The following is a 23,289-nucleotide window of genomic DNA, read 5'->3' as shown; positions in this document are numbered from 1 at the left end:
TCTCCTCGGAATGGAGACGTCAGCATACGCGCGCGCGGTACCGCGACGGTTCAGGGCGCGCTGAAATATCGACGTGGATGCCGGGGCCTCGCGCGCGGCGCGGTGTGCCGCCGGTCACGCCGCCGCGCGGGGACCGAGCGTCTTCGTCAGGAAAATGCGCGCATGCCCCGTCGGGTAATCCGGCAGCTCGCCGAAACGGACATAGCCGCGCTTTTCGTAGAACGGCCGCGCCTGAAAGTCGAACGTATCGAGCCACGCGCCGTGACAGCCGCGTGCGACTACATCACGTAGGCGCCCTTCGCATGCAGTTCCGCTTCCGTGCGCTCGAGCGCCGTGATCGCATCGCTGCCTTCCAGCGCCAGCAACTGCGCGACCAGCGCCTCGGCCATCGCATGCGCGGCGACCAGCGACGGAAAGAACGACGGGCTGTCGTGCGTGAAGATCAGCTGCGCGTCCGCATGCAGCGCGATCGGCGACACCGCGCTGTCGGTGATCGCGACGATCTTGCTGCCCTGCGCCTTCGCCGCCTGCGCGACACGCGTCGCTTCCGCGGAATACGGCGCGAAACTGATGATCACCGTCACGCTCTGCTTCGCGATCGTGCGCAGCTCCATCTCGAGCGAGCCGGCGACGCCGTTGAGCAACGACACGGTCGGCCGGAACAGCCGGTAGCCGTACACGAATCCGAACGCGACCGGATAGCACGACCGGAACCCCGCGACGTGCACGTGCGACGCCTTGCGGATCAGCTTCGCGGCGTCGGCGAGCGCGTGCTCGTTCTGGGCGGAGGTGGCGGCGAGATTGTGCTGCTGCGCGGCAAGCAGGTCGTGCGCGAGCGACGCCTTCGCGTCGGGCCGCACGAGCGAACGCGCTCGCTGCGTGAGCGGCTCGGGACGCGTGCGCACGCGCGCGACGCACAGGTCGCGCAGCTCGTTCCAGCCGGGGAAACCGAATTGCTGCGCGAGCCGCACGAGCGACGCGGGTTGAACCTGCGCGCGCTGCGCGACCTTGCGCATCGACGAGGTGGCAACCTCGTCGGGATGATCGAGCAGAAATGCAGCGCCCGCCTGGAATTGCGGGCTCAGTTCGGAAAATTGCGCCCGGATCCGGGACGCGAGTTCATCGAAATTGGCAGCCATCTTGGTGAGAACGGGAACCGATCGTCCATGGTATCACCGGCCCCGTGTGCACCGGTGCACCGGTCAGCGCAGCACTTCGACGTGATCGGCGTCGACCTTCACCTTGCCCGACCACTTGCGCTCGAACTCGCCGGTCAGCTTCACTTCGCTCTTGTCGCTGACGGGCTGGCCGGCCGCCCACAGCTTTTTGTCGATCTCGACGCGGATCGTGCCGGTTGCATCGGTGAACTCGTAGTCCTCGCCGCCGGTATGCTTGACGATGCGCCCCTGCAGTTGCACGTGCTGGTCGTCCTTGCCGTTCGCGAGCAGTTCCTTCACGGTCGTCGTGGTCAGCGTGGACGGCCCCGTGTATTCCGCGTAGACGGCGGCGGGCAGCACGGCAAGCGCGACCGCCAGGATTCTCGTCAGGTGTTTCATGATCTCGTTCCTCCAGTTGTTCGAGTACGTCGCGCTCCCGTTGAACGCGACGGCCCGAGATTACGGAGCGTAAGATTAAGCAAACCTGAAGGTCGTCCCCCGCGGCATGCCGTCGCGGCGTTTCGGTGCGCGAACGCACGGAAGCGCCGGTGTTTAAGCTCGGCCTAAGGCACCTGCGCTTATCATGGGAACCCCGGGCGCCACGCCCGCCAACAGACACGAATCCATGCGCGTACTGCTCGTCGAGGACGATCCGCTGATCGGCAGCGGACTCGAACAGGGCCTCAAACAGGAAGGCTTCGCGGTCGACTGGGTCAAGGACGGCGACGCCGCGACGCTCGCGCTGCGCTCGACCGGCTACGGCCTGCTGCTGCTCGACCTCGGGCTGCCGAACCGCGACGGCCTGTCGGTGCTCGCGTCGCTGCGCCGCCGCGACGAAACCCTGCCCGCGATCGTCATCACCGCGCGCGACGGCGTGCCGGACCGCATCGCAGGCCTCGACAGCGGCGCCGACGACTACCTCGTCAAGCCGTTCGTGCTCGAGGAACTGCTCGCGCGCATTCGCGCGGTCAACCGCCGCCACGCGGGGCGCGCGCAGACGACGCTCGCGATCGGCCCGCTGCGCCTCGATCCCGTCAAGCACCTGGTGTGGCTCAACGACGACGAAGTGACGCTGTCGCCGAAGGAATTCGTGCTGCTGCAAGAACTGATGCGCGACCCCGGCGCGGTGATCTCGCGCGAACAGTTCGAGGAACGGCTGTACAGCTGGGGCGAGGAAATCGAGAGCAACGCGGTGCAGGTGCACATCCACAACCTGCGCAAGAAACTCGGCCACGACATGATCCGCACGGTGCGCGGCGTCGGCTACCGGATCGGTGACGGCGCATGACGCGTCTGCAACACGCGATCGCGCGCTGGCGCAGCGCATCGCTGCGGCGGCGCCTGTTGATGTGGCTGCTGCCGGCCGCGTGCGTGATCGGGCTGGTCGCGAGTGCGGGCACCTACTGGGGCGCGCTGCGCGAGCTCGACGATCTCCTCGACGACCAGATGCGCAGCATGTCGAAGCAGATCGTCGTCGGCCCGGACGGCGAACTGTCGTTCCGCAATCACGGCGACGGCAAGCACGACTTCGAGGCCAGCGATCCCGACGCGGTGCTGCTGCAGGTCTGGCGCAACGGCACGCTGGTTTACTCGACCGATCGCAAGTCCGAGCTGCCGCCGCCCGCGCAGACGGGCATCGGGAGCGTCGACGTCGGCGGCCAGCCGTGGCGCACCTACGTGACCGAACGCGGCGGCACGACGATCCGGCTCGCGCAGGCGCGCCATGCGCGCTGGGAAGCGATCGCGGGCATCGCGGTGCACCTGCTGTGGCCGGTGTTCTCGATGCTGCCCGTACTCGCGATCGGGCTGTGGTTCGGCATCGGCGCGGGGCTTCGGCCGCTGCGCACGATCGCATCCGGCCTTAAGCGCAGGAATGCGAACAATCTCGAACCCGTCGACGTCGCGTCGATGCCGAACGAGGTCCGCCCGCTCGCCGAAGCGATCAACGACCTGCTCGCGCGGCTCGACCGCTCGTTCACGCTGCAGCGGCACTTCATCGCCGATGCCGCGCACGAGTTGCGCACGCCGATCATGGGGCTGTCGATCCAGTCGCAATTGCTGCGGCGCGCGTCGACGGCCGACGAGCGCGAGCAGATCCTCGCGCAGATCCAGGCCGGCACGACACGCCTCGGCCACCTCGCCGAGCAGTTGCTGACACTCGCGCGCCTCGAACCGGACGCGCAGGCGTCCGCCGCGGCATCCGCGAGCGTCGATCTCGCCGCGCTGTGCCGCTCGGTGGTCGCCGACCGCACGCGCGTCGCGGATGCGCACCGGATCGACCTCGGCGCGATCGTGGCGTCGCCGGTGATGGCCACGGGCAACATGGACACGTTGCGCGTGCTGCTGAACAACCTCGTCGACAACGCGATCCGCTATGCGGGCGACGGCGCGCGCGTCGACGTGTCCGCGCGCCTCGACGGCGCGACGCCCGTGCTCGAAGTCGCCGACGACGGCCCCGGCATTCCGGAAGCCGAGCGCAAGGACGTATGGGAGCGCTTCTATCGCGGCGAAGGCGCGCAGGCTGCCACGTCGTCGGGCAGCGGGCTCGGCCTGTCGATCGTCAAGCGGATCGCCGAACAGCATCGCGCGACGGTCGCGCTCGGCACGACGCAAGGCGGGCGCGGGCTGACCGTGACGGTGCGTTTTCCCGTGCCGGCCTGACGCTCGCCCGACGGGCGGCTTTTCCACAGATTGTGTTGGCAAGCTTGTGGACAACCGGCCGCTAACGACGACAAGCGATTGATCCGAAAGGGTTTGTCGGTCGTGCGCAGCGAATGCGCCAGACCGCGCCGCACACCCCACGTCCGGACGCGACATCGCGTACCGATCCCCTCTCCTGCCACGCCCGTCCGGCCGTGGCGATCCACGACAAACTTGACAACCAGTTACCCATTACGTAAATTGGTTGTCAATTTATCGCACATCCCGACCATGACGAAATCCGCCAAGCTGACTGCCGTCGCGCTGTCCGTCTTCCGCCTGAACGGCCTGTTGATCGAATGGGGCAATACCTTTGCCGCGCCGCACGGCCTGACCAGCGCGCGCTGGCAGGTGCTGGGCGCCATCTCGATGGCGCCGGAAGCCCCGAACGTCCCGCAGATCGCCGACGCCATGGGCATCACGCGGCAGGCCGTCCTGAAACAGATCAACGTGCTCGTGGAAGAAGGGCTGGTGCAACCGCTGCCGAACCCGACGCACAAGCGCTCTCCGTTGTACGCGCTGACCCCGCGCGGTACCGCTGCCTACCAGGCGGTGGTCGGGCAATGGCAGCAGCATGTCCGCGACATCGCCGGTCAATTCAGTTCGGCCGATCTCGATGCGGCGATTCGCGTGCTGTCGACGATGTCCGGCGCTCATGCGCCGAACGGGCAGGCATGATCGCGCCATCGCCCCAATTACTTGCAGGAGTGCTCCATGCCTCGTTTCAAACCGATGGACCCGGCCTTTCCGATCCAGCAACAGCTCGGCATCGACGCGCAACCCGTCGTCCTCGTCAACGTCTTCACGCTGGATCCGGCCGACGAAGCGGATTTCCTGGCCGTGTGGAAGGACGACGCCGAGTTCATGAAACGGCAGCCCGGATTCATTTCGACCCAGCTTCATCGCGCACTCGGCGACAGTCCGACTTACTTCAACTACGCGATCTGGGAATCGACCGACGCGTTTCGCGCGGCCTTCACGCATCCGGCGTTCGTCGCGAAACTGTCGGCTTATCCGTCGTCCGCCGTCGCGAGCCCCCACCTGTTCCAGAAAGTCGCCGTGGCAGGCGTGTGTACCGCGTGAGCCGATGCGCGAGCCGGTACGACGCACGGTTTGCACGCGGTGCCGCGCCGCGCGATCGCCACGCGGACTTCTCCACAGAAAATGTTGGCAAGCTTGTGGATATCCTGCGCACCGCGACGCTAAGCCCTTGATCCGACGGACTTTGGCACGCGTGATGCAGACGCGGCGCGCGCCGCGCCGTCACATGCGCCGGTTCGCCGCACTTCGCATCACGATGCCACGTCGAGGCGCGCTCGATACACGGCGCGATCGTCGCGCCACTTACCCACAGAAAATGTTGGCAAGCTTGTGGATATCCTGCGCATGCATCGCCTAACCCGTTGATCGGCCAATGATTCATGCGCCGCGCCACGGTTGCGGCAGCGCGCGGTCCGCTCATGCGCGCAATCGGACGATCCGGCGCAACGGCGCGCCCTGAACGCGGCTTGACGTGCGTGCATCCGACGCGTCAGGATCACACGAGCCGCACGCGGCCACGCATCTCGAGACTGCGCGCGGCGTGCGGGCCGTTCGGCCCGCATCGTACAACGACACATCATCCGAGGAAGGCCATGGAACACTTCACCGCAGGGCAGTTGATCGTCTCGCTCGTGCTCGTCGCGATCGTCGTCTATCCGTATGTCCGGATCGTTCGGCGTACCGGGCATTCAGGCTGGTGGATCCTGACGATGTTCGTCCCGGTCCTGAACTTCATCATGTTGTGGGTTTTCGCATTCGCGCGCTGGCCCTCGGTCGACAATCGGCATGGCTGAACATCAAGCGGGCTTGTCCACAGATTGTGTTGGCAAGCATGTGGATAGCCTGCGCATACCGCGATCAAGCGCTTGATCCGAAAGACTTTGTCCGCATCGCTTCGAATGGGGCACGCGGCAGGCAACGTGCCGTTCGCGCATCGTCATGCGATGCGACGAACCGCTTGTCGCGCGCGCCACACCGCTTGTCCACAGATTGTGTTGGCAAGCATGTGGATAGCCTGCGCATACCACGCACAAGCGCTTGATCCGAAAGGTTTTGTCCGTGCCGCTTCAAACCGTGCAGGCAGGCCTGCGGCACGCGAGCGCCGCGCCCGCTGCGCGATGAACGAGCCCGCTCGCGGGCTTGTCCACAATTTTTGTTGGCAAGGATGTGGATATCCTGAGCATGCGTGACCTAAGTCGTTGATCGCACAACGTTTCGACGTGCCGGTCACGCCTGCGGCACGGCGCGCCTCCATCGCTTCGTCCAGCCATCGATGAACGCACGCCGCGCCGCCCGCTCAGGCGAACGTCGCGACCGCGATGCGCGCGGCGGCCGCGATCACGTCGTCCTTCGCCTTCGCATCGGCACGCGCCTGCGTGTAGTACACGACGAGCACGATCGGCGCGCGCGACGGCGGCCAGATCACGCCCGCATCGTTCGTCGTCCCGTAGTCGCCGGTGCCGGTCTTGTCGGCCACCTGCCACCCGGCCGGCACGCCCGCGCGAATCCGCTTGTCGCCGACCTTGTTGCCGCGCAGCCACGCGACGAGCTGCGCACGCTGCGCGGGCGGCAGCGCGTCGCCGAGCGTAAGCACGCGCATGCTCGCGGCCATCGCGTCGGGCGTCGTCGTGTCGCGCAGGTCGCCCGGCAACGCGGTGTTCAGTTCGGTCTCCCAGCGATCGAGCCGGAACGTGTCGTCGCCGATCGAGCGTGCATACGCGGTCACCGCTGCCGGCCCGCCGATCAGCTTCATCGCCAGGTTCGCGGCCGAGTTGTCGCTGTACTGGATCGCCGCCTCGCACAACTCGGCGACGGTCATCCCGGTGCCGACGTGCTTGCCCGACACCGGCGAGTAGTTCACGAGATCGGACTGCGCGATCGTCACGCGCTGCTGCAGCAGCCCCGGGTGCTCGACGCTCTGCGCGAGCACCGCCGCGCTCAACATCGCCTTGAACGTGCTGCAGAACGGGAAGCGTTCGTCCGCGCGATGCCGCGCGTGCCGGCCGCTCGCGGTGTCGATCGCGCACACGCCGAGACGGCCGCCCGCGGCGCGCTCGAGCGCGGCAAACGACGTCGCGGACGAAACGTCCTGCCCCGCGGCCGGCGGTGACGCGCACGCGGCGACGGTCAGGACGAGCGGCGCCGTCGCGGCGGCCAGCAACAGGGTTCGACGTTGCGATGAGTAGGTCATGTCGTGTCTCTCGTGGTGGAATGGATGCGAAACGGCCGGCCGGCGAGACAGCACTATCGTGACTTTACGGTTGCCTGACAAGCAACGATAATTGAGCGCTGACACAAGAAATTCTTATGACTAAGCTCCGCCCTCATCTTCCGCTCAATGCGTTGCGCGCATTCGAATCGTCGGCGCGCCACCTGAACTTCACGCGTGCCGGCCTCGAGCTGAGCGTGACCCAGGCTGCCGTGAGCCAGCAGGTGCGCTCGCTCGAGGAGCGGCTCGGCTGCGCGCTGTTCACGCGGCTGCCGCGCGGCCTCGGGCTCACCGACGAAGGGCGCGCGCTGCTGCCGGTGCTCAGCGACGCATTCAGCCGGATCGAGACCGTGCTCAAGCAATTCGAGGGCGGACGCTTCCACGAGGTGCTGACGCTCGGCGCGGTCGGCACCTTTGCCATAGGCTGGCTAATGCCACGGCTGAAGCGCTTCGGCGACACGCACCCGTTCGTCGAGCTGCGGCTGCGGACCAACAACAACGTCGTCGACCTCGCTGCCGAGGGCCTCGATTTCGCGATCCGCTTCGGGGAAGGCAACTGGCCGGCGACGCGCAACGAGCGGCTGCTTGACGCACCGCTCACCGCGCTGTGCGCGCCGGAGATCGCGCGGCGCCTCGCACGGCCGACCGATCTCGCGAACGAAACGCTGCTGCGCTCGTACCGCACCGACGAATGGCTCGGCTGGTTCGACGCCGCGCAGCTCGAACCGTGGCCAGTGAACGGGCCGGTGTTCGATTCGTCGCGACTGATGGTCGAGGCCGCGATGCAGGGCGCGGGCATCGCGCTCGCGCCGGCCAGCATGTTTGTGCGCGAACTGCAGCTCGGCCTGCTCGCGCGGCCGCTCGACATCGACGTGCGCGCGGGCGGCTACTGGCTCACGTCGCTGAAGTCGAAGCCGCTCACGCCGGCAATGACGCTGTTTCGCGACTGGATCGTCGGGGAAGCGGCCGACGCGGCGCCGGTCGAATGATGAGGCCCTGCTTGTCCACAGATTTTGTTGGCAAGGATGTGGATATCCTGGGTACCCGGGGCCTAACCCGTTGATCGCGCACGAATTACCGCGCCGATGCACGTATCGGGCAGCCCGTGCCATCTGGAGCTTGAACGCAACGGCCGCCGCGCGGCGGATCCTCAACCATCAGGAAGCAATCACGTCAGACTTATCCACAGATTTTGTTGGCAAGCCTGTGGATATTCCACCAATGTGACGCGTAACATCCTGATACAAAAGGGGATTCAGTAGATCGAGCCAGACAGGTCAATGACGCGGCATCGTTTGCGACCTCGCGGCGCGCACCCTGCGCACCGGCACGGGGGCCGGACGGTTCTCCACAGATTGTGTTGGCAAGCTTGTGGATATCCTGCGCACCGGCCGGCTAACTCATTGAGCGCACGGGGTTTTGTGCGCGCCGCGCAAGGTTGTGCAGCACCGGCGCAGGCCGTGCGGCCGACGCCGGCGCTGCCGGTTCATCAATGCCGGTCGAGCCCGCTGCGCAATTCGCTCGCCTTGTCGCGCAGCGCCTCGTATCCGGAGCGCGCATGTTCGGGCAGGTCGGGATCGCCGATCAGCGCGCCGAGCGTTTCGATCAGGCTGAACAGGATGCCCTTCGCCGCGCCAGCCGCGATGCTCTGCGACTCGATCGACTTGTGCAGGTGGTCGACCGCCGCTTCCAGATTCTCGAGCTTCTGCTCGCCGTCGTCGGGCCGTTTATCGGTCGTCATCGTAGGTGCCTCCGCCATCGTTCAAGGGTCATGTCACGATTCTATGCCGCTGCGCGCGGACGTGGCGCGACATCGCGCAACGTCCGTGCAGGCTGCCGCATCATTACAGCACCGCGACCACCTTCACCCGCCCCGGCTGCGCGGCCGCCGCGAACACCTGGCCGTCGACGCGCCGGAACGTCAGCGATACGGTCTCGTCGCCGACCCGCAGTTCGTCGATGCGCAGCCAGTCGACGCCTTCGGGCAGCGTCGGGCGTTCGACACGCACTTCGTGGCGCGCCGCGTCGACGCTCACGCCGAGACAGGCCTGCAGCATCATGAACGGCGCACCGGCCGCCCACGCCTGCGGCAGGCACGCGACCGGATACGCCGTCGGCGGCTCGCCGCGCCGGCGCGGGAACCCGCAGAACAGCTCCGGCAGCCGCATCTCGAAGCTGACCGCGGCTTCGAACAGCGCGCGCAGCAGGTTCACCGCCGCCGTCTTGTCGCCGTAGCGCGCGAGCCCGCGCGCGATCAGCGCATTGTCGTGCGGCCACACCGAACCGTTGTGATAGGCCATCGGATTGAAGCGCGGCTGGCCGGCCGCGAGCGTGCGAATGCCCCAACCCGTCTGGAACAGCGTCGAGCCGAGCACGCTGGCGACCGCCGCGCCGCGCCCGGCGTCGGGCAGTCCGAACGCGAGCAGATGGCCTGCGTTCGACGCCAGCACGCGGCACAAGTCACCGTGACCGTCGAGCGCGATCCCGTAGAACTCGGACTCCGGCATCCAGAACAGTGCCTCGACCTGGTCGCGCAGCGTCTTCGCGCGCAACGCATAGCGCGTCGCGTCAGCCGCGTGTCCGCGCCGGTGCGAGCACATCGACATCGCGTCGAGCGCCGCGCACGCATACGCCTGAACTTCGACGAGCGCGATCGGGCCGTCGGGGAAGCGGCCGTCCGCGTGGAACACCGAATCGTGGCTATCCTTCCAGCCCTGGTTCGCGAGGCCGCGCTCCGACGTGCGCTGGTAATCGAGCAGCCCGTACGGATTGCGGTCGCACTTGTCGATCACCCACTGCGCGGCGCGCTCGAGCGCGGGCCACAGCTCGTCGATCAGCGCATCGTCGCCGGTGTGTTCGACGTACGCCCCCGCGAGCACGAGGAACAGCGGGGTCGTATCGACGCCGCCGTAATACAGCGCGAACGGCACCTCGCCCGTCGCAGCCATCTCGCTGCGGCGGAATTCGTGCATGATCTTGCCGGGCTCCGCATCGCGGAACGCGGACGTCTCGCGCGCCTGGTGCTCCGCGAGAAAGCGCAGCACGCCGCGCGCGAGCGACGGCTGCAGCCACAGCATCTGCAGCGACGTGATCACCGCGTCGCGGCCGAACGGCGTCGAGAACCATGGAATGCCCGCATACGGATACGGCCCGGTGTCGAGCTGCGTCGTGAGCAGCCCGAGATCGGCGAGCGACCGGTCGAGCCATGCGTCGAACAGCGGATTGCTGGTGTTCACGCGCGCCATCGCCTCGCGCCGCGAACGCATCTCGCGATGCACGCCGACGAGCGCGGTGCGCAGCGCGACGCGGCCGCATCCCGGGCCTTCCCCGTCGCGCGCCGGGCCGAGCGTCGCGTCGACGGTCAGGTAGATCGACACGCACGCCTGCGCGGCGATCGTCAGCGTGTAATCGGCGCGATCGACCGAGAGCGCGTCGGGTGCCGGCGAGAAATGCACGGTCACGTTGCGCTCGACCTTGTCGAGGCCGTCGTAACGCAGCCGCACCGCACCGGCGTCGACGCGCGGCGCGGCCACCGTGCCGCGCTTCGGGCGCTGCGTGCCGCGCACTTCGAACATGTCCTTGAAATCCGCCGCGAACGACAGCGACAGCGGCACCTCGGCCTCGCTCGCGCCGTAGTTCGTCAGCGTCAGCGCTTCGTGCAGCACGTCGCCCGCGAGCACGCGCATCCGTTCGATGTGGATCACGCCCTCGGGCGTCTCGCGGCCGCCGAGCGGCGGCAGCGGGCGGTTCGTCAGGTGTGCGGTAAACGACGCGTTGTCCGCGCTCGTCGCGCCCGACAGCAGCGACGGCGCGCGGCCGCCGAAGGTCAAACGCCATGTCGACAGCACGCGCATGTCGTCGACGAACAGGCCGTCGTCATGGCCGCCGATGTCGCCGAGCGCATCGCTGACCACGAATGCGTCGCCGGATTTCAATACGTACTGGTTGTTGCGTGCGAGTGCCTGCGGATCGGCTTCGGGCGCGATGAACGCGGGGCCCGTCGCCTGGGTCGGGGGAACCGGCGCGACTTGCGGCGCCTGCGTCGTGGTGGCTTCGGCGTGATTCGGCATCGATGCTCCTGTGTCGAGGCGCAACGCGCGGTGCGCGTCGCGTGTTTCGCACAGGATAGGCCAGAACCGGGGGGGCGCGCAGCGACGAAAAAGACGCGGTCCCCGCGGCGTTGCCACCGCCGCACCGGGCCGCGCACAGGCACATCAGGCGACGATCAGAACTTCCACAGGATGTTGCCGAGCACCGCGTTGTCACGCACGCCGCTGCCGTACTGGCCGCTGAACGTGAGGCCGAGTGTCAGGCGCTTCGTGATGGTCGCGTCGATGCCCGCTTCGAGCACCGCGCTGTCGCGAGCAATCGGCACGCCCGATACCTGGAACGACGTACCGCCGTTCGCGAAGGTGAACGCCGACGACGGCTGCACATTGCCGAACGCGTGCCGCCAGCCGACCGTCCCGCGCGCGGTGAACGTGCCGAACTGCGACGCGGCACGCACGCCGAGCGTCGAAAAACCGACGTGGGTCGTCTGGCCGCCGGCCCGCAGCGCGGCCGCACCGCCGCTTTCCGTATAGCCATCGGTATGCAGGTTCACGTAGGCAAGACCCGCGAACGGTTCGAGCGCAACCGGCCCGACCGGCAGCGCGTAGCCGACTTCGCCGAACACCTGCGCGGAATTCGCGTCGTAGCCGGCCGAATCGTGGTCGGAGAAGCCCGCGAAGCCCGGATAGCGGTCGCTGTTGATCCGATACCACGTGTACGACGCGCCGCCGCGCACGCCGAGCGCACCGTACTGCGCGCCGCCGTACAGCGACAGGTAGTAGCTGTTGACCGACGCCGACGAACTCAGGTCGTTGTCGAGCGAGCTGTGCGTGACGCCGGCGGCCAGGCCGGCACGCCACTTGTCGTTGAGCGCCATGTCGGCACCGGCGATGAAGCCCGTCATGCTGCGGTTGATCGCCGACGTGTTGCCGTCGCCCGCGAGCCTGCTGCGGCCGCCGAATGCCTGCCCCCAGACAACCGGCTGATAAGGCGTGCCGCCATGGCAGCCGGCCCGCGAGCCGATCCGGCGTTCCGGCGGCAACGTCGGGTCGGTGACACCGGCCGTGTTGTCGCCGCACAGCGCGGCGCCGCCCGACGACAGCGCCGCGAGCGGCCCCGATGCGGGCGCGAGGCCCTGGCGCACGCGATCGGTCACGGCATCGCGCACGTAGCGGCTGTCGAGCAGCAGCATGCTCTTCAGGCTCGCCTGCAGTTCGCCGTCGAGCATCCCGTACGCCCGGCGCGCGGTGGCCGCATCGGTCGTCAGCACCGTGTCGTACAGCGGGTTGCCCGCACCGAGCGCACCGATCGCGGTCGCGACCGCGCGCTGGTTCGGCGTCGTCGCGACATCGGTCAGCGACGTGCCGTTCGCGACCAGTTGCAGGTACACGTGGTCCGGATCGTAGCTGAGCGTCGGCATCAGGAACGCGTAGTTCGAATTCACCTGACTGAACGTGCCCTGCACGCCCGACGACGCGCTGAGGATCGTGTACTTCGTGGTCGGCTGATAGCTGGCCTGGTTCGCGAGCACCTGCACGGTGCCGCCGTTCAGCGTGGCCGTGCCGCTCGCCGCGACGCTGCCCGCCTGCTGCGGCGTGACCGCGACCTGCAGCGTCGAGCCCGGCTGGAACGTGACGTTGCCGGCGACGTTCAGCGCCGCGCCCGGCTGCGACACGGCCGCGAACGCGCCGCTCTGCACGACGAGGCCGCCGACCGTGCCGGTGCCCGTCAGCGTCGCGCCGTTCTGCACGGTCACGGTCGACTGGCCGAGCGAACCGTCGACGGCGAGCGTGCCCGCGGCGACGGTGGTGTGGCCGCTCAGCGTACTGGTGCCAGTCAGCGTCAGCTGTCCGCTGCCGGCCTGGGTCAGCGAGCCGGTGCCGGACAGCACGCTCGCGAGCGTCACGTTGGCGGACTGGTTGAAGATCAGCGCGCCGTTGTCGACGACGTTGCCGACCACGCTGCCCGACGTGCCGCCGTTGCCGAGCTGAAGCGTGCCACCCGCCGCGATCGTCGTGCCGCCCGTGTACGTGTTGCTGCCGGTCAGCGTCTGAATGCCGGTGCCCGCGACCGTCAGGCCGCCGGTGCCGCCGATCACCCCGCCGAACGCGCCGCTGGCGGTTCCGCCCAACGTCAGCGCGTTGCCGCCGAGACTCACGTTGCTGCCGGCCACGCCCGACAGCGCACCGAGCGTTTGCGCACCCGACGCGCCGCTCAGGTCGAGCGTCGCGGCGGTGCCGGCGAGGTTCACCGTGCCGGCCGCCGCCAGGCTGCCGCCCGCCCCGAGCGCCAGCGTGCCCGCGTTGATCGTCGTGCCACCGGTGTACGTGTTCGCGCCCGTCAGCATCGTGGTCGCCGCGCCGTCCTTCACGAGCGCACCCGTGCCGGAGATCGCGCCGCTCAATCCGAGCGCATTGCTGCCGCCGAGCGTCAGCGTCGCGCTCGTGCCGAGAGCGACCGCATTCGTCATCGAGAGGTTTGCGTTCGTATCGAGCGTGGCCGCACCGCCGACGTTCAGCGCGCCGGTACCGAGTGCCGATGCGTTGCCGAGCACCAGGCCGCCACTGTTGAGGCTCGTGCCGCCCGAATAGGTGCTTGCGCCGTTCAGCGTCTGCGTGCCGGTGCCGGCCAGCGTCAGGCTGCCGGTCCCGCCGATCGCACCGCTGAACGTGCCGCTGCCCGTCCCGCCCAGCGTCAGCGCGTTGGCGCCGAGATTCACGTTCGTGCCGCTCACGCCCGACAGCGCGCCGAGCGTTTGCGCACCCGACGCACTGCTCAGATCGAGCGTCGCGCCCGCGTTCGCGAGATTCATCGCGCCGGTCGCCGCCAGGCTGCCGCCCGCCCCGAGCGCCAGCGTGCCCGCATTGATCGTCGTGCCGCCGGTGTACGTGTTCGCGCCCGTCAGCGTCGTGGTCGCCGCGCCGTCCTTCACGAGCGCGCCCGCGCCGGAGATCGCGCCGCTCAATCCGAGCGCGTTGCTGCCGCCGAGCGTCAGCGTTGCGCCCGCGCCGAGATCGACTGCGTTGGTGACCGACAGGTTCGCGTTCGTATCGAGCGTAGCCGTACCGCCGACGTTCAGCGCGCCGGTGCCGAGTGCCGATGCGTTGCCGAGCACCAGGCTGCCACTGTTGAGGTTCGTGCCGCCCGAATAGGTGCTTGCGCCGTTCAGCGTCTGCGTGCCGGTGCCGGCCAGCGTCACGCTGCCGGTGCCGCCGATCGCACCGCTGAACGTGCCGCCGGCCGTCCCGCCCAGCGTCAGCGTATTGGCGCCGAGATTCACGTTCGTGCCCGCCACCCCGTCCAGCGCGCCGATCGACTGCGGCACCGTCGCAGCGCTCAGGTCGAGCGCCGCGCCCGCGTTCGCGAGATTCATCGCGCCGGTCGCCGCCAGGCTGCCGCCCGCGCCGATCGCCAGTGTGCCGGCGTTGATCGTCGTGCCGCCTGTATACGTGTTCGCGCCCGTCAGCGTCGTGGTCGCCGCGCCGGCCTTCACGAGCGCACCCGTGCCGGAGATCACGCCGCCCAGCACGAGTGCGTTGCTGCCGCCCAGTGTGAGCGCCGTGCTCGCGCCGAGATCGATCGCGTTGCCGATCGACAGGTTCGTGGTCGCATCGAGCGTCGCCGGGCCGCCGACGGTCAGCGTGCCGGAACCGAGGGCCGCGGCATTGCCGAGCGCGAGGACGCCGGCGTTCAGCGTCGTGCCGCCCGTGTAGTTGTTCGCGGCGTTCAGCGTCAGCGTCGCCGCGCCGTTCTTCACGAGCCCGCCGCCGCCTGAGATCGTGCCGCCGAGCCCGAGATCGGTGCTGCCGACCAGTGTCAGCGTCGTGCCCGTGGCAACGTTGATGCCGTTCGCGAGCGACACGTTGGCGGTCGCATCGAGCGTCGACGAGCCGTTGACGTTCACCGCGCCCAAGCCCAGCGCCGTGTTGCTGCCGACGGCCAGGTTGCCGCCGTTCAGGTTCGTGCCGCCGGTGTAGACGTTCGTGCCGGTCAGCGATTGCGTTCCGGGGCCCGACAGCGTCACGCTGCCCGCGCCGCCGATCGTGCCCGCGTAGGTCGCATTGATGGTGCCGTTGAGCGTCAGCGAAGTGCTGCCCAGGTTCACGTTCGTGCCGGCCGCTCCCGCCAGCGCGCCGATCGTCCGTGAGCCCGACGCGCCGCTCAGGTCGAACGTCGCACCCGCGCCGGTCAGGTTCACCGTGCCGGTCGCCGCGAGGCTGCCGCCCGTACCGAGCGCGAGCGTGCCGGCGTTGATCGTCGTGTCGCCCGTGTACGTGTTCGTGCCGTTCAGCGTCAGCGTCGCCGCGCCGTCCTTCACGAGGCTGCCGGCGCCGGCGATCGCGCCGGACAGCGCAAGCGCGTTGCTGCCACCGACCGTCAGCGTCGTGCCGGTGGCGAGATTGATCGCGTTGCCGAGCGTCACGTTCGTGCTCGCGTCGAGCGACGCCGCCGCATTGACGTTCAGCGCGCCCGCGCCGAGCGCCGTGTTGCTGCCGACCACCAGGCCGCCGCCGTTCAGGTTCGTGCCCCCCGTATACGTGCTCGCACCCGACATCGTCAGCGTGCCGCCGTCGTTCTTCGTCAGTGTGCCGCTACCCGTCACCGTGCCCGACAGCGTGAGCCCGGTCGCGCCCTGCACCGTCAGCCCGCCCGCGCCGAGATCCACGTTGTTGGCGACGTTCAGCCCGGCCGTGCCCGCCTGCAGCGCGCCGCCAGTGGCCGTGACGGTGCCCGTGCCGAGCGACGCGTTGTCGTTGATGATTGCGACGCCGCCCGCGAGCGTCGCGTCCTGCGCGGTCGATGCGCCGTTGATGGTCCAGTTGCCGCTCGTAACGTCGAGATGATTGAAGTTGATGTAATCGTTGACCGCGATCGTGCCGTTCGCCGTAGCGCCCTGCTGCAGCACCAGCGTGTTGTTGCCGCCCGCGCCGCCGTCGACGACGCCGGTCGCCGCGACGCCGAGCGTGAAGGGGCCGACCGTGATGTTGAACGCGCCGCCCGTGCCGCCCGCCGTATTGACCGACGAGCCGGTGACCGCGGTGAACGTGTTCGTGCTGTTGGCGCCCATCGACACGCCGCCGTTGATCGTGCCGGAGTTGACGAACGTGTTGCCGAGCCCGGGCGTGCCGCTCGAGCCGAGCGACACGCGCCCGGTGATCGTTCCGCTGTTCGACATGTTGACCTGGCCGCCACCGTAAGCGGCAACCACGGGCGCGTCCGCGCCGGACAGCGTCGCACCCACCAGCGGGGTGGAGCCGATCACGCCGGTGTTCGTGATGCTGGAGACGCCGCCCGTGCCGTTCTGGACCGACAGCGCCATGCCCGTCACGCCGCTGATCGCGACGCCGGTCGAGCCCATCATCGTGCCGTTGTTGGTGACGGTCGTGGTGCTCGCCGACGCATTGCCGACCACCGTGCCACTCGACAGCACGCCGAGCCCCGAGCCGAGCGCCGAAGGATCGATCGTGCCGTTGTTGGTCAGCGTGACGCCGCTGCCGGTCAGCGACATCGCGGTGCCGCCGACGCCCAGCAGCACGCCGACGCTCGCGCCGGGATTGACGGTGACGTTCAGGTTGTTGGCGCTGTTTGCATAGCTCGGCGCCAGCGGATTCGCGACGCCCGAGCAGGTCACCGTGGTGCCTGCCGTGCTGCAGGTCGCGTACGCGGGAACGATGCCCGCGCCGGACAATGCCAGAAAAACCCCCGTCGGCAACAGGAATCTCGGAAACGGCTCCCCGCTCTTCTTCGAATGCGCAATGTTCATGCTTCCCCTCGTGATCGGCATGGACGCTGAATCGGACCGGCGACAGCGGAAAATCCGGGACGCAAGCGTGCCCTCCGGCGGTCGCGGAACGACGTCGGTTTATTCGTGGATGAATTATTGGTTAATCGATTCTCGTTTGAGGATGCAAAACTAACCGGATGCCATGATCGTGACCCTTGTTTTTATGCAGCGACTTTCTGGTTGATTTGATTACTGCCCCTGCTTTTGTCAGACAAGGCTATATCAAAAAAACATGGTTTTCCAGTCGATGTTTGGTTATCTGAGAAGGGTCAATAGAATACGTATTTTTTACTTGATGAAATGCGCGAAGTGATGGGTTTCCGCGCATCTCCCGGTCACTCCGTCAAATCCGGCGCGAAGCTGCCGACGGAGCTCGATCCCTGAAAATGCCGATACCTCATAGGCGGCTGATTTTCGCGGTGCAATATAAGTGACGCCTGCGGCAGTCGGTTCGATAATCCGGATCCATTTCATTTGCCAAATTGAAAGCGCGGATTTTCAACATGCTTCCCGACAGTTTCGGATCCGGCCCACGCGAAGGCGGCATTTGGAAATGAAAATGAAAGCCGTAAAATCGACCGAATCCCGGCCGGAACGCCGTGTTATGAAAACAGGCTCATCAGATAAAGCATCGGCCGGAACGACTTGGGCCGTGCATCGGGATCGAGCCACAGGCGCAGCGCATAGATCGCGTATGCGGGCACTTCCCGCCAGCTCGAATAGATATCCCGCCACTGGAAGCTGTGTGGATACGCGGCGAAAATGTTCGCGGGCGCGATGCCGACCCGCTCGAACGCGAGGCGCGCCCGCGCGAGATGGTAATACTGGCTGACGATCAGCACGCGCGACATCCGGTGCGCCTGCATGTACGCGTGCGTGTGCTGCGCGGTCGCGAGCGTGTTGTCGCCCTGGTCGTCGACGGCGATCCGGTCGGCCGGCACGCCGCGCGCGACCAGATAGTCGCGCATCGCGGTCGCCTCGTTCAGCCCGGGGCCGTCGATCGCGCCGCTGACGAGGAACGCCGGGCACTGCCCGGTGCGATAACAGCGCACGCCGACATCGAGCCGCGCCGCAAGCACCGGTTTCGGCGCACCGCCGTCGTCGAGCGCATTGCCGAAGATCACCGCGACGTCGGCCGGCTCGCTCGGCATCCGCATCCCGGTTCCGACGAGCACAACGGCCGCGACAATCCACAAACACGCGAACGCGGCCAGGACACGGCCGATCCGGGCCGCACGGCCCCGCTTGAAACGCTGGTTCAAAGGTATCGGACTCCTGGAGAAGCGTGCCGCCGGTTTGCACGGCACACGGCCCGGCATGCTGCCACGGCGCGCTCGCGCCTGTCCAGGTAACGAGGTCGACACGACGTGCCGAGCGTGTCCGGAGAACCCGGACGACGTTCGGCATGCGGGAGATTCGGGGTTCGAAAGGCCGGCAAGGAACGCCAATGCGCCGGCCCAGCCGGCGTCAATCCACCGGACACGTCGCGAGCCGCCCCTTCGCCTCCCCCGCGCCGCGCACCGCGCAGGTGGCCGGCTCGTCGGCGATCCGCGCAGTCAGTCCGGTCTCGTCGCGCAGCAGGCGTTCGAGGTCGGCGAGCAGCGCGCCGCCGCCCGTGAGCACCACGCCGCGATGCGCGATGTCGGTCAGGAGTTCGGCCGGCGCATTTTCCAGTACCGACTTCACCGCGCCGATCACCTGCTTGAGCGGTGCGGCCAGTGCGTCCGCCACGTCGTGGTTGGACAACTCGATCGACCGCGGCAGGCCGTCCGCGACGCCGCGCCCAATCGCGCGCGTCGACGTGCGCGGCACCGCGCTGGTTGCCGAGCCGATCGTATTCTTCACGCGCTCGGCGGTCTGCTCGCCGAGCAGCACGCCGTACAGGTTGCGCACGTGGTTGACGATCGCCGCGTCGAACTGGTTGCCGCCCACGCGGATCGCCTCGCGGTAGACGATGCCGCCGAGCGCGATCACGGCAACTTCGGTCGTCCCGCCACCGATATCGATCACCATCGAGCCAACCGGCTCGGTCACCGGCAGGCCCGCGCCAAGCCCGGCGGCGAGCGCTTCCTCGATCAGTTCGACGTCCGATACACCGGCCGCGAACGCGGCCTCGCGGATCGCGCGGCGCTCGACCGCCGTCGCGTCCGACGGCACGCACAGCGTGACCTCGACGCGGCGGCCGAAACGCGAACGCGTGCGCGACATGTCGATGAAGCGGCGGATCATCTGCTCGGCGGCGTGCGCATCGGCGATCACGCCGTGCCGCATGGGCCGCACGGCCTCCAGATGCCCCGGCTCACGGCCGAGCAGCGCCTTCGCGCGCTCGCCGACCGCTTCGAGCGTCGGTCGCGCGTCCATCGCGCCGCCCTTGCGAAAGCAGACGACCGACGGCTGGTTCAGCACCACGCCGCGCTCGTGCGTATAAATCCGCGTACTCGCCGTTCCAGGGTCGATCGCAACGGGTTGCGCAAACAACTTTCCGAACAGCGGTGTCGACATATCAAGCCTTTTTTTGAACAAACCGGCCGAAACGGCCAGGCCGCGTCTCCGCGGCGCGCTTTTACCGCCCCATCATGGACTTAGCGGCAAATCGTTCCGGTACTTTAGACAATTCCGATGATTTTTTCGCGACGAGATTGCCGAATGTGTGTTTCGGCAGGTCCGCGGCTACGCACCGGCCTCTCGCGTCGCGCTTGTAAAACACGGTAATCTCTCGGTCTTGCCTGCTCCCGGCAGGCGTCCGACGCCCGATCACGCAAGGTATTCCTCCATGACAGCGACCGCTTTTCCCCGCTGGCTCGGGATGCGCCAACTGGGCGCAACGCTCGTTGCGCTCTGGTGCTGCACCGTTGCCGCGCAGCCCTTGCCGGCAGCCGACACCGCCCCCCGCACCGCGACGGCGGCCGCTTCCGCCGCGCCGGCCGCCCCCGTCACGACGGCCGCGGCCCCCGCCGCCAGGCCCGCGCCGACCTGCAACGCCGACGGCGGTCCGGCCGGCCGGCCGGCGATCGGCCTCGTGCTGTCCGGCGGCGGCGCCCGCGGGTACGCCCACCTGGGCGTGCTGAAAGTGCTCGAGGAGAACCGCATTCCGATCGATTGCATCGCCGGCACCAGCATGGGCGCCGTGGTCGGCGGCCTGTATGCGAGCGGAATGGCCGCCGACGAGATGCAGAAGCAGCTGTCGGAAGTGAACCTGGCCGACATCGCGTTCGACGTGACCGACCGCGCGGACCTGCCGCAAAGCAGCCGCGAGGACGAGCGACTGTACATCAACAGCCTTACACTGGGCTTCGGCAAGAAAGGCGTGAAGGCGCCGGTCGGCCTCGTGCAGGGCAACCGGCTGCAAGCGCTGCTCGCGAACTGGACGGCCGCCGTGCCGACCAATCAGCCGTTCGACCAGTTGCCGATCCCGTATCGCGCGGTCGCAACCGATCTGCAGACGGGCCAGATGGTCGTGCTGGACCGCGGCTCGCTGCCGCTCGCGATCCGCGCGAGCATGGCGATGCCCGGCCTGTTCGCGCCGGCCGAGATCAACGGCCGCGCGCTCGTCGACGGCGGCCTCGTGAGCAACCTGCCGGTCGACACCGCGCGGCAGATGGGTGCGAAGGTCGTGATCGCCGTCGACATCGGCTCGCCGCTGCGCCCGCTGGACGCGCTCGCGTCGCCGGCCGACGTGATGCAGCAGATGGTCGGCATCCTGATTCGCCAGAACGTGACGTTGCAGCGCAAGCAACTCGCCGCGCAGGACGTGCTGCTCACGCCCGACCTCGGCGCGCTCGCGTTCACCGATTTCCAGAACGCGAAGCAGGCGATCGCCGCCGGCGCGGCCGCCGCGACCGCGGCGCTCCCGCGGCTCAGGCACTTCGCGCTCACGCCGGAACAGTACGCGGCCTACCGGTCCGCGCATGCGCAGCCGCTGCCGCCGCCGATCCGCATCACGCGGGTCGAGATCAAGACGACCGGCGGCGTGCCGAAGCGCGTCGTCAGCGACGCGCTGCACGTGAAACCGGGCGACACCTACGATCCGGCAACCGTCAGCCAGGACCTGCTCGGGCTGACGACCGGCGGCAATTTCGAGAGCGTGACGCAGCAGATCGTGAGCCACGGCGACGAGAATGTGCTCGAGATCGATGCGCGGGAGAAATACTGGGGGCCGAATTTCCTGCTGTTCGGCGTCGGGATGTCGAGCAGCTCGACCGACGAGGGCGGCTTCCGCCTGCACATCGGCTACCGGCGGCCGTGGCTCACCGAATCGGGCCTCGAGTTCCGCGCGGACACGACGATCGGCAGCGATCTGCAGTCGGCGCGCGTCGAATTGCGCCAGCCGTTGCCGGCCGCATACGGCTTGTACATTTCGCCCTACGCGGAATATCAGCGTCGCTACGTGAACCTGTACGACAACAGCGGCGAGGTGAAGCTGAATCAGTACTTGATGCAGACGGCGCGCACCGGGCTCGACTTCGGCCTGCCGATCGCCCGGCTCGGCGACTTCCGGATGGGTATCGGCTACGCGACCGGGCACGGCTCGCCGAACTACAACCTGCCGTTCCCGTTCGATGACGGCAGCTCGACGCTGATATGGCCGAGCTTCACGTCGCAGGCGCTGACCGCGCGGGCGCGGCTCGTCATCGATCAGCTCGACGATCCGATGTTCCCGCGCCGCGGCTACTACGGCGAATTCCGTGTCGAACGGTCGCTGTGGTCGCACAACAGCCAGTCCGCGGAGGACCTCGCCGATACGTCGAACACGCCTTACACCGAGCTCTACGGCAAGGCGATGATCGCGCAGCAGTTCGGCCGGCACAGCGTCAGTGCAACGATCGAGGGCGGCAAGAGCATCGGCGGCACCAACCTGATCAACGCGTTCAACTTCACGCTCGGCGGGTTCCAGCATCTGGCCGCGTATGCGGCCGACCAGCTGACCGGCAATGAACTCGCGTACGGTAACGTGACGTACATGAACCAGCTGATGACGTTCAACGCGTCCCCGATCAAGGCGCTGTCGGTCGGCGCCAGCGCGGAAGTCGGCAATGTGTGGTCGAGCGGCGTGAAGGTCGGCGGCGGCACGCTCAAGCAGAGCTACACGTTCTTCACGAGCCTGTCGACCGCATTCGGTCCGCTGTACATGGGTGTCGCGCTCGCGCCGGGCGGCCGGCGCAACATCTACCTGCAGCTCGGCCGCACGTACTGACGGCGCTCAGATCGGCCAGCTGATCTCGAAGCGCGCGCCGCCGAGTTCGACCGGATCGACCACCGCGATCCGGCCGTTGTGCGCGTGGAGCACCTGCCGCGTGATCGCGAGGCCGAGCCCGTAGCCGCCGGTGCGGCGGTCGAGGCGCACGAACGCGTCGAAGATCCGCTCGCGCTCGCTCTCCGGCACGCCCGGGCCGTCGTCCTCGACGAAGATCGCGATGTTGCCGTGCTCGAGCGCGATCCCGACCACGATCCGCGACGCCGCATATTTGCTCGCGTTGCGCAGCAGGTTGCGCATCGCGTACGACATCAGCCGCCGGTCCATCTTCACGCGCAGGTCCGACGCGATCGCGATGCGCGACTCGATCGCGCGCTCCGGATACAGCAGTTGCGCGTCGCTGACCTGGTGCTCGAACCACGCGACCGGCGCGGTCAGTTCGAGGTTCGACTGCAGCGAGCTGTATTCGAGCCGCGCATACGTGAGGCTCATGTCGATCAGCTCCTCGAGCTCGGTCACGTCCTGCGCGATGCTCTCCAGCGCACCGTGGTATTCGGCGGCGGAGCCCGGTTCGCGCAGCATCTCGAGCGCGAAGCGCACGCGCGCGAGCGGCGTGCGCAGCTCGTGCGAGATCCCGTTCGTCAGGTCGCGCTGCGCCGCGATCAGCCGCTCCATGCGCATCGCGAGCGCATTCAGCGTGCGCGCGAGCGGGCCGATGATCACGCTGTGCGACTCCCGCGCGCGCGTGTTGAAGCGGCCGCCGGTGAAGTCGATCGCGCGCTCGCGCACCATCACGAGATCCGACCAGACCGGCCGCATCCACCGATATGCGGCGAGCGCGGGCGCTGCGAACACGAACGCCAGCACGATCCAGATATCGCCCGGCAGCGCGTCGAACGCGTGCCACACGACTTCCGGCGACAGCACGACGCACAGCGCGAGCGCCGGCACGAGCGCGGTCAGCAGCACGAGGCCGAGCAGATGCAGGTAGGTCCGCACGTACAGGCGCGACCAGCTCGGAATGCGGTCGGCGCGCGTGTCGGTCCACGCGCGGCGGAAATGCAGCCAGCGCCATCTGACATAGCGCGGCGCCGAAAGCGGCGCTGCATCGGGGTGCGAACGGGTGCGTCGGATCATCGCGGCTTCCGGCTAT

General features: G+C 68.1%; 16 protein-coding genes and 1 pseudogene. 7 read left to right on the top strand and 10 right to left on the bottom strand.

The window, feature by feature from the left end; all coding sequences use genetic code 11:
• Positions 1-114: 114 nt before the first annotated feature.
• The 3 genes and pseudogenes from WS66_RS34275 to WS66_RS02995 all read right to left on the bottom strand — a co-directional run.
• Positions 115-330 (bottom strand): annotated as a pseudogene (locus WS66_RS34275) (GNAT family N-acetyltransferase); the annotation flags it as partial.
• Positions 279-1,139, bottom strand: coding sequence for a MurR/RpiR family transcriptional regulator (locus WS66_RS03000; RefSeq protein ID WP_059600153.1), 861 nt, complete (start codon positions 1,137-1,139; stop codon positions 279-281). The pseudogene WS66_RS34275 and the gene WS66_RS03000, both read right to left, overlap by 52 nt.
• Positions 1,140-1,202: 63 nt before the next feature.
• The gene (locus WS66_RS02995; RefSeq protein ID WP_059600154.1) at positions 1,203-1,556 is read right to left on the bottom strand and encodes a YgiW/YdeI family stress tolerance OB fold protein; all 354 of its coding nucleotides are present in this window, start codon (positions 1,554-1,556) and stop codon (positions 1,203-1,205) included.
• Positions 1,557-1,782: 226 nt separating this feature from the next.
• Between WS66_RS02995 and WS66_RS02990 the strand changes: the two genes are divergently transcribed.
• The 5 genes from WS66_RS02990 to WS66_RS02970 all read left to right on the top strand — a co-directional run bounded on the left by WS66_RS02990 (position 1,783) and on the right by WS66_RS02970 (position 5,692).
• A complete protein-coding gene (locus WS66_RS02990; RefSeq protein WP_059600155.1) occupies positions 1,783-2,445 on the top strand; it encodes a response regulator in 663 nt (220 codons plus the stop codon).
• Complete coding sequence (locus WS66_RS02985; protein WP_059600156.1) at positions 2,442-3,818, top strand: ATP-binding protein; 1,377 nt, start codon at positions 2,442-2,444, stop codon at positions 3,816-3,818. The genes WS66_RS02990 and WS66_RS02985 overlap by 4 nt, the downstream gene beginning before the upstream one ends.
• Before the next feature lie 270 nt (positions 3,819-4,088).
• Entirely contained in the window at positions 4,089-4,535 is a 447-nt protein-coding gene (locus tag WS66_RS02980) for a MarR family winged helix-turn-helix transcriptional regulator (RefSeq protein ID WP_059600157.1), read from the top strand.
• Between the two features lie 36 nt (positions 4,536-4,571).
• Positions 4,572-4,940, top strand: coding sequence for an antibiotic biosynthesis monooxygenase family protein (locus WS66_RS02975; protein ID WP_059600158.1), 369 nt, complete (start codon positions 4,572-4,574; stop codon positions 4,938-4,940).
• Positions 4,941-5,491: 551 nt separating this feature from the next.
• Positions 5,492-5,692, top strand: a complete 201-nt coding sequence (locus WS66_RS02970) for a DUF805 domain-containing protein (RefSeq protein ID WP_059600159.1) — start codon at positions 5,492-5,494, stop codon at positions 5,690-5,692.
• Between the two features lie 503 nt (positions 5,693-6,195).
• Here the strand turns inward: WS66_RS02970 and blaPEN-bcc are convergent.
• The gene (gene blaPEN-bcc / locus WS66_RS02965) at positions 6,196-7,089 is read right to left on the bottom strand and encodes a PEN family class A beta-lactamase, Bcc-type (RefSeq protein WP_059600160.1); all 894 of its coding nucleotides are present in this window, start codon (positions 7,087-7,089) and stop codon (positions 6,196-6,198) included.
• A 116-nt stretch (positions 7,090-7,205) separates the two neighbouring features.
• Here blaPEN-bcc and penR point away from each other — a divergent pair, with 116 nt between their 5' ends.
• On the top strand, positions 7,206-8,096 hold the full coding sequence (gene penR, locus WS66_RS02960) for a beta-lactamase transcriptional regulator PenR (RefSeq protein ID WP_059600161.1): 891 nt from the start codon (positions 7,206-7,208) through the stop codon (positions 8,094-8,096).
• 500 nt (positions 8,097-8,596) lie between these two features.
• Here the strand turns inward: penR and WS66_RS02955 are convergent, their stop codons facing one another.
• From WS66_RS02955 to WS66_RS02935, 5 genes are all read right to left on the bottom strand, one after another.
• Positions 8,597-8,848 carry a hypothetical protein gene (locus WS66_RS02955; RefSeq protein ID WP_059600328.1) on the bottom strand — a complete coding sequence of 84 codons (252 nt, stop codon included), beginning with the start codon at positions 8,846-8,848 and terminating at the stop codon, positions 8,597-8,599.
• 103 nt (positions 8,849-8,951) lie between these two features.
• Positions 8,952-11,177, bottom strand: a complete 2,226-nt coding sequence (locus WS66_RS02950) for an amylo-alpha-1,6-glucosidase (RefSeq protein ID WP_059600162.1) — start codon at positions 11,175-11,177, stop codon at positions 8,952-8,954.
• 155 nt (positions 11,178-11,332) lie between these two features.
• Positions 11,333-16,921, bottom strand: a complete 5,589-nt coding sequence (locus WS66_RS02945; RefSeq protein WP_059600163.1) for an autotransporter domain-containing protein — start codon at positions 16,919-16,921, stop codon at positions 11,333-11,335.
• Between the two features lie 623 nt (positions 16,922-17,544).
• Positions 17,545-18,204 (bottom strand): YdcF family protein, encoded by a 660-nt coding sequence (locus WS66_RS02940; protein WP_059600164.1) that lies wholly within the window; start codon positions 18,202-18,204, stop codon positions 17,545-17,547.
• A 205-nt stretch (positions 18,205-18,409) separates the two neighbouring features.
• Entirely contained in the window at positions 18,410-19,444 is a 1,035-nt protein-coding gene (locus WS66_RS02935) for a rod shape-determining protein (RefSeq protein WP_059600165.1), read from the bottom strand.
• A gap of 271 nt (positions 19,445-19,715) precedes the next feature.
• Here WS66_RS02935 and WS66_RS02930 point away from each other — a divergent pair, with 271 nt between their 5' ends.
• Positions 19,716-22,136: a patatin-like phospholipase family protein gene (locus WS66_RS02930; RefSeq protein ID WP_059600166.1), complete on the top strand. Its 2,421-nt coding sequence runs from the start codon at positions 19,716-19,718 to the stop codon at positions 22,134-22,136.
• A 6-nt stretch (positions 22,137-22,142) separates the two neighbouring features.
• Here the strand turns inward: WS66_RS02930 and WS66_RS02925 are convergent, their stop codons facing one another.
• A complete protein-coding gene (locus WS66_RS02925) occupies positions 22,143-23,273 on the bottom strand; it encodes an ATP-binding protein (protein WP_059600167.1) in 1,131 nt (376 codons plus the stop codon).
• Between the last annotated feature and the right edge of the window lie 16 nt (positions 23,274-23,289).

Origin of the sequence: Burkholderia sp. LA-2-3-30-S1-D2, assembly GCF_001523915.2 — a bacterium.
GTDB classification, from domain to species: Bacteria; Pseudomonadota; Gammaproteobacteria; order Burkholderiales; family Burkholderiaceae; genus Burkholderia; species Burkholderia diffusa.
The sequence above is the reverse complement of the archived record's forward strand: the minus strand, read 5'-3'. Positions and strand labels throughout refer to the sequence as shown.